Genomic DNA, 6,451 nt, shown 5'->3' with positions numbered 1-6,451 from the left:
AATTAATATCCGTTTAACATCCGTCTAAATTGGCTACGCCTTTGTTTTGTCGTGACTGCATAGTGAAAGCGCGCTTTATTCTGCTCATGGCTTAACGAAAAAAATCCGTGTCCTCCGTGTGCTCCGTGGATCCATAACATTTCTGGCCCCGGCCATTCTTTATTAAAGATTTCCTCCAAAGATTTCTTGCGCTCGCGCAACCAAAAAAATATCCGTTTAACATCCGTCTAAATTGGCTACGCCTTTGTTTTCTCGCCACGGCATAATTAAAGCGAGCTTTATTCTGCTCATGGCTTAACGAAAACAATCCGATGATCCGTGTCCTCCGTGTGCTCCGTGGATAAAATTCCGATGATCCGTGCCCTCCGTGTGCTCCGTGGATAAATATCCGATGATCCGATGATTGATTTCCGTGTAACAAAGCTCAATTACAGGTAATATCTGAAAGGATATAGGGTTCGATACCCTGTTGAAGCACTTTTTTGAAAATAACAGTTTATGATCAAAACACTATCTATAAAGAATTTAGGTCCGATACCCCAGATGCAGTCGGGCGATCTTGGAGCCATAAATCTTATCATTGGCCCAAATCAGTCAGGTAAGACATTTGTTCTTAAGGCACTCTATTCCGCTCTTAAAACCGTTGAACAGTACAAGAGAGGTAAGGAAATCAGAACAGACAAAGAAATTCTATCAGATAAGTTGTATTGGACATTCCAGTCTTCAGAACTCGGTAATATTGTACGCAAAGGTGAGAACTCCATGAGTTTCACCATGACTTCTGAGGACAATGAAGAATTCACTTATTCTTTCGGTCCTTCAACTGTTAAACAGGCGAATATTGATAAGAATACATTCTTACCAAGATCATCCAATACAGTTTTCATCCCTGCCAAAGAGATCTTATCCATTCGTGATATCATCATTGAGGCTAAGGAAGATAATCGTTTCGGATTCGAAGAACCATATAGCGATCTGGCGAAGGCATTAAGTAGAACCCAGAAAGGCAAGAACTTCGATTCATTTGTACAGGCACGTGACATCGTCAGTTCAATGGTTGGTGGACGATTAGAATACAATGAGGACAAGAAAGAGTGGCAGTTCCAAGATAATGATCGTCGCATCTATGAAATATCCACCACATCCGAGGGTGTGAAAAAACTCTCAATTCTCGATCTTCTTCTTGGCAATCGCTATCTCGATAATCATTCAATTATTATCATCGATGAGATCGAGGCCAATCTCCATCCATCCATGATAGCTCAATTCCTCGATGCTATCTTCAAATTGGCAGAATCAGGAGTTCAATTCTTTATTTCGTCACATTCATATTTCGTCATCAAGCGCCTCTACATTTTGGCTCATCGCAATGCTCTCACCATTCCTGTACTTTCTTTTGATAATGGCCAGTGTACTGTCAGTGATTTAAAGGTGGAAATGCCACAGAATCCTATTATTGATGAGTCGATAGCACTTTATAAAGACGAAATCAGTTTGTGATATGGAGTTTGTAGAATCATTCATGAAATGTTCTCAATAGTTTAAACGATAGAACAAATCCACGGACCACACAGAGGACACAGATGTTTGTTTAAGATTCTTCTAAAGATTTTCATTAAGATTTCGAGCATCTATGATGCGATCCATAACAAAATGCACCCATAAAGCGAGGAACTCGAGCGCATTTTCGTCAAAGATTTTAGTTAAAGATTATATTTCATGGGAATTTCATTTCTTGCGAAGCAACATCTCATAAAAGATTTCCTCCAAAGATTTCTTGCGAAGCAACCCCCCAAAAACCATCCGTATAAATTCCGTTTAAATTGGCTACGCCTTTGTTTTCTCGCCACGGCATAATTAAAGCGAGCTTTATTCTGCTCATGGCTTAACGAAAACAATCCGATGATCCGTGTAACATGTGAGATAATATAATAACGATTATGATTCAAAAAATATTTAATTGGTATTTTACCAGTAAAGCACTACCATATTGGGGCGTATTATGCTTAGACTGCGCCATTGTGATGTTCTCCGGCTACCTCGCCGAATACTTTGAACTCGGAGGTTCAGGGTTTGCTGCCAGTTTCTGGGCCATTACCCACTACCTGTTGCTATGCGTATTGCTCTTTGTGATAGCCTTTCGCGTGTTTAGCACCTATAGTGGGGTAGTGCGCTACTCCTCCTTCGTTGACCTGCAACGAATCGCAGCAGCAACATCACTCGGATCCCTGCTGACCTACCTGACGTCGTTGGCAGTGAATCATGTATGGTCCATCGATGAAGTCCTGATGCCATCCCTCTCAGGTATTATCCTGATGTTCACCTCATCAACCTGTTTGATGTTTATGGTCAGAGTAGCTGTGAAGAGCATGTTTGATGCGAGACGAAAAGACGAACAAGCCCTGAAGACCGTGATCTACGGCATCAAACATGGCGCTATAGGTATGGCGAAGATGATCAAGAGCCAATCTCCTCAACGCTATGTCCTTGATAGCTTCATTAGTCCCGACGGACAGATGGTAGGTCACATGCTCATGGGTGTGAAGGTCCGTGAGGTAGAAGATACGTTAGCATCCCAGTTGAAAGCCGATGGCATTGATGCCATCTTGGTATCCCCGGTTCAAGCAGATACATTCCGTGAAGATGACCACCTCATCAATGAACTCATCGCTAATGGCATCAAGATTATGATGATGCCCCATGCTTTAGAGTGGGACGGGAAAAGCGAATTGCCGCAAGACCAACTCCATGAAGTAGATATCGAAGACCTCCTGCCACGTGATAAGATAGAGGTGGATATGAATGCCATAGGCGCTCTTCTCACCGGCAAAAGGATCATGATAACAGGTGCTGCCGGTAGTATCGGTTCAGAGATGGTACGCCAGGTCGCTGTCTATCATCCCTCAGAACTGATCCTTATCGACCAGGCAGAAACCCCCATGCATGATATCCGCCTGCTGATGCAACGCCAGTTCCCTGCTATCAAGTCAGAGACCATCGTAGCCAGCATCTGTAATGCCACTTTCATGGAAGCCATCTTTGCAGCCCACCAGCCAGAGTATGTCTTCCATGCCGCAGCCTATAAACACGTGCCGATGATGGAAGACAATCCTGCTATGGCTGTACAAAACAATATCTATGGCACCCGTGTCATTGCCGACCTGGCAGTCAAGTATGGCACTAAGAAATTTGTGATGATATCCACCGACAAGGCAGTCAATCCCACCAATGTGATGGGCTGCAGCAAGCGCATCTGTGAGATCTACTGTCAATCACTCAATAAAGCCATTGCCGAAGGCAAGGTAAAGGGCATCACCCAGTTTGTCACCACCCGCTTCGGTAATGTGCTGGGTAGCAACGGTTCCGTCATCCCCTTGTTCAAGCAACAGATTAGAAATGGCGGTCCTCTCACTGTCACCCATCCCGACATCATCCGTTTCTTCATGCTCATCCCCGAAGCCTGTAAGCTAGTCCTTGAGGCAGGCACCATGGGTAACGGCGGTGAAATCTTCGTCTTTGACATGGGCAAACCCGTCAAGATTGTTGACCTCGCCAAGCGCATGATAGCCCTTTCCGGTGCTAAAAACATCGGAATAAAATTCACAGGCTTGCGTGAAGGCGAGAAACTCTACGAAGAAGTCCTTTCCGACCAGGAAGAAAACATCCCCACCAAGCATCCCAAGATCATGCGCGCCAAAGTCCGCGAGTACGAATACGCCACAGCATGTGAAAACGAAAAGGCCCTCCTAGACCTCTCCTACACCTACAACGACATGGATATAGTAAAGAAGATGAAGGACATTGTCCCAGAATACAAAAGCCAAGTCTCCAAATACGAAATCCTAGACAAGAAATAGTTCATAGTTTAAAGGTTATAGGTTATAGGTTAAAGTTTAGTGATTAGTGTTTAGAGTTTAGTGGTTAGCGTTAAGGTTAAGGTTAGAGTTTAAAGATTATAGTTTATAGGTTAAAGTTTATAGGTTATAGGTTATAGGTTAGTGTTTAGAGGTTATAGTTTATAGATTCTAGTAAAAGATTATTTTAAAGATTTTCATTAAGATTTCGAGCCTGTAAGGCGATCCCAATTAAATCCCTCCCATAGAGCAACGCACTGTTGCGCATTTTCAGTCGAGATTTTTATTTTGAGATTATCGTAGGATGACAAAGACTAGTCCATCAGACTTCAAACCTCAGACTTCAGACCTCAGACATCATCTTAGTTAAAGATTTCCTCCAAAGATTTACCTGTGGTTTGTTTTGTCGTGACTCAGCATAGTGAAAGCGCGCTCTCACTCTGTCTTCGCTACTCCAAAACATCTTGCCGACAGGCAACCCCAAACCATCCGTATAAATTCCGTTTAAATTCCGATGATCCGATGATTGATTTCTTGCGAAGCAACATCTCATAAAAGATTTCCTCCAAAGATTTCTTGCGCTCGCGCAACCCCAAAATATCCGTTTAAATTCCGATGATCCGTGTCCTCCGTGGATAATTTAGATTGTGCTCCGTGGAAGATAGATCTTAGTGCCCTTTGCACTTTGGCGAAGATAAGTTTAGTCTCCACAAGACTGCTGGGTATATCAATGATGGCGTGGAAAACAAATAGCTTACCAACGACTTCGATGGAATAGACAGCATGAGTATAACTCAAAACTTATCTTTCGCGAGACATTAACCATCCGTGTCCTCCGTGTCCTCCGTGGATCCATAATAATTTCTGGCCCACGGCCATTCTTAAAAAAGATTTCCTCCAAAGATTTCTAGCCGTAGGCTACCCAAAATGATTCCGTCTAACTCCCAACAATCCGTGCCCTCCGTGTCCTCCGTGGATAATTTAGATTGTGCTCCGTGGAAAATAGATCTTAGTGCCCTTTGCACCTTGGCGTAGATAAGTTTAGTCTCCACAAGACTGCTGGGTATATCAATGAAGGCGTGGAAAACAAATAGCTTACCAACGACTTCGATGGAATAGACAGCATGAGTATAACTCAAAACTTATCTTTCGCGAGACATTAACCATCCGTGTCCTCCGTGTCTTCCGTGGATCCATAATAATTTCTGGCCCACGGCCATTCTTAAAGAAGATTTCCTCCAAGATTTCTAGCGTAGCTACTAAAAAACTCCGTATAAATTCCGTATAAATTCCGATGATCCGTGCCCTCCGTGTGTTCCGTGGATAAAATTTTTCGTAACATTTTGATGTTTTATACAGAAAAATGTGTACCTTTGTACGCTACAAGGAAAATGATGACCCGAGGGTCACTCAGAAAAACTTCTAAAATAAGGATTTATATGATGCCAGTCAATAACTATATGGCACCATCACCGCAGCAGGTGATCGCCAACGACTCCATCAAATAGAAAGAGGAAATGACGCAGGATTGCTCTATCACTCTTCTTCTATCGCCGACGAAAACCAACGTTATGACAACCACCGTTTTCCAAAGGGCAACCACCGTTACTGGGACTGATACTCCATCGGGTCCAGGAATAGAAGAACTATCCTGCGGCGAAAGGAAGATCAGGTGGATTCTGAAAAAATGTTTGTTAATCTGATGAACATTGCTCTTTTTAGAGAGGAAATAAGGAAATACCAATAGGTTAGATTTCCCATAGATACTCCACTTTTTTACCGCCACTGATACTCAGCAAGTTATGAAAAGAGAGCCGATTTTCCTACAACATTTCCACAACAATTTCATTTGTTGGGAGGCTAAAGGGAATATAGCCCTGAGGATGGCATTTAAGACGTTGTAAAGAAAACTTCAGCCGTCAGCCATCATACATCTGACATCTCTGCCGCTAAGGTACAAAAAAATTTTGAAATACGCAAGCAGAATATTAAATTCTTACTTCTTACATATCACCTCTTACTTCGACTATGTCAATAATCTCAGATGCGATACAAGCAAAATGCCTAGCCTTTGGCGACAGAGTGATCAAACTCAACGACTACCTGTTAAAAGAAGCAGCCAATGCTAAACCTGCGTATAAGATAATCAAAGGAAAACGCGTCTATGAGAAGAGTGTACCAGTGTATTTGCAATCCGTGTCAAATCTCTGCAATCAGTTACTTCGGGCAGGAACCAGCATTGGAGCCAATAATGCCGAGGCATGTAACGGCATTAGTAAAGCTGATTTCAAAAGCAAATCTTTTATTGCACTAAAGGAGGCTCGAGAATCACTTTATTGGATTGAATTGCTTCATAGGAATAGTTTTATTGATGATAGGCAATACGAGTCTATATATGGTGACTGTGAGGAGTTGGTAAAAGTTCTCCATCATCGCTGTAAAAAAATCAATGATTCAGAATAAGAGGAGTTCACTAGTGTCCACTAAATAAATTTAAGACTTAATTCTCTTACAGTTTGTAACTTCTCGGCAGGTTCGCTTTTGCCGAGCAAATCTACGAGAGGGGTTCTGTCCAACAATGAGACAGATAAAATTCT

Annotated in this window: 4 protein-coding genes; 3 read left to right on the top strand and 1 reads right to left on the bottom strand. The window is 42.5% G+C overall.

Going from position 1 to position 6,451, the window contains the following annotated elements; translation table 11 throughout:
- Positions 1-498 precede the first annotated feature (498 nt).
- Positions 499-1,500, top strand: coding sequence for an AAA family ATPase (locus tag CIK89_RS13040; RefSeq protein WP_094391792.1), 1,002 nt, complete (start codon positions 499-501; stop codon positions 1,498-1,500).
- A 250-nt stretch (positions 1,501-1,750) separates the two neighbouring features.
- On the opposite strand, the gene CIK89_RS13970 is transcribed toward CIK89_RS13040, so the two are convergent.
- Positions 1,751-1,882: a hypothetical protein gene (locus tag CIK89_RS13970; RefSeq protein WP_256387837.1), complete on the bottom strand. Its 132-nt coding sequence runs from the start codon at positions 1,880-1,882 to the stop codon at positions 1,751-1,753.
- A 58-nt stretch (positions 1,883-1,940) separates the two neighbouring features.
- On the opposite strand from CIK89_RS13970, the gene CIK89_RS13035 reads away from it, so the two are divergent.
- Together CIK89_RS13035 and CIK89_RS13030 are read left to right on the top strand one after the other, a co-directional pair.
- Positions 1,941-3,857: a nucleoside-diphosphate sugar epimerase/dehydratase gene (locus tag CIK89_RS13035; protein ID WP_094391791.1), complete on the top strand. Its 1,917-nt coding sequence runs from the start codon at positions 1,941-1,943 to the stop codon at positions 3,855-3,857.
- 2,025 nt (positions 3,858-5,882) lie between these two features.
- A complete protein-coding gene (locus CIK89_RS13030; RefSeq protein WP_094391790.1) occupies positions 5,883-6,317 on the top strand; it encodes a four helix bundle protein in 435 nt (144 codons plus the stop codon).
- The last annotated feature ends 134 nt before the right edge of the window (positions 6,318-6,451 follow it).

The sequence above is a fragment of the Prevotella sp. P4-119 genome, from assembly GCF_002251345.1.
In the GTDB taxonomy this organism is placed as follows: Bacteria; Bacteroidota; Bacteroidia; order Bacteroidales; family Bacteroidaceae; genus Prevotella.
The sequence above is the reverse complement of the archived record's forward strand: the minus strand, read 5'-3'. Positions and strand labels throughout refer to the sequence as shown.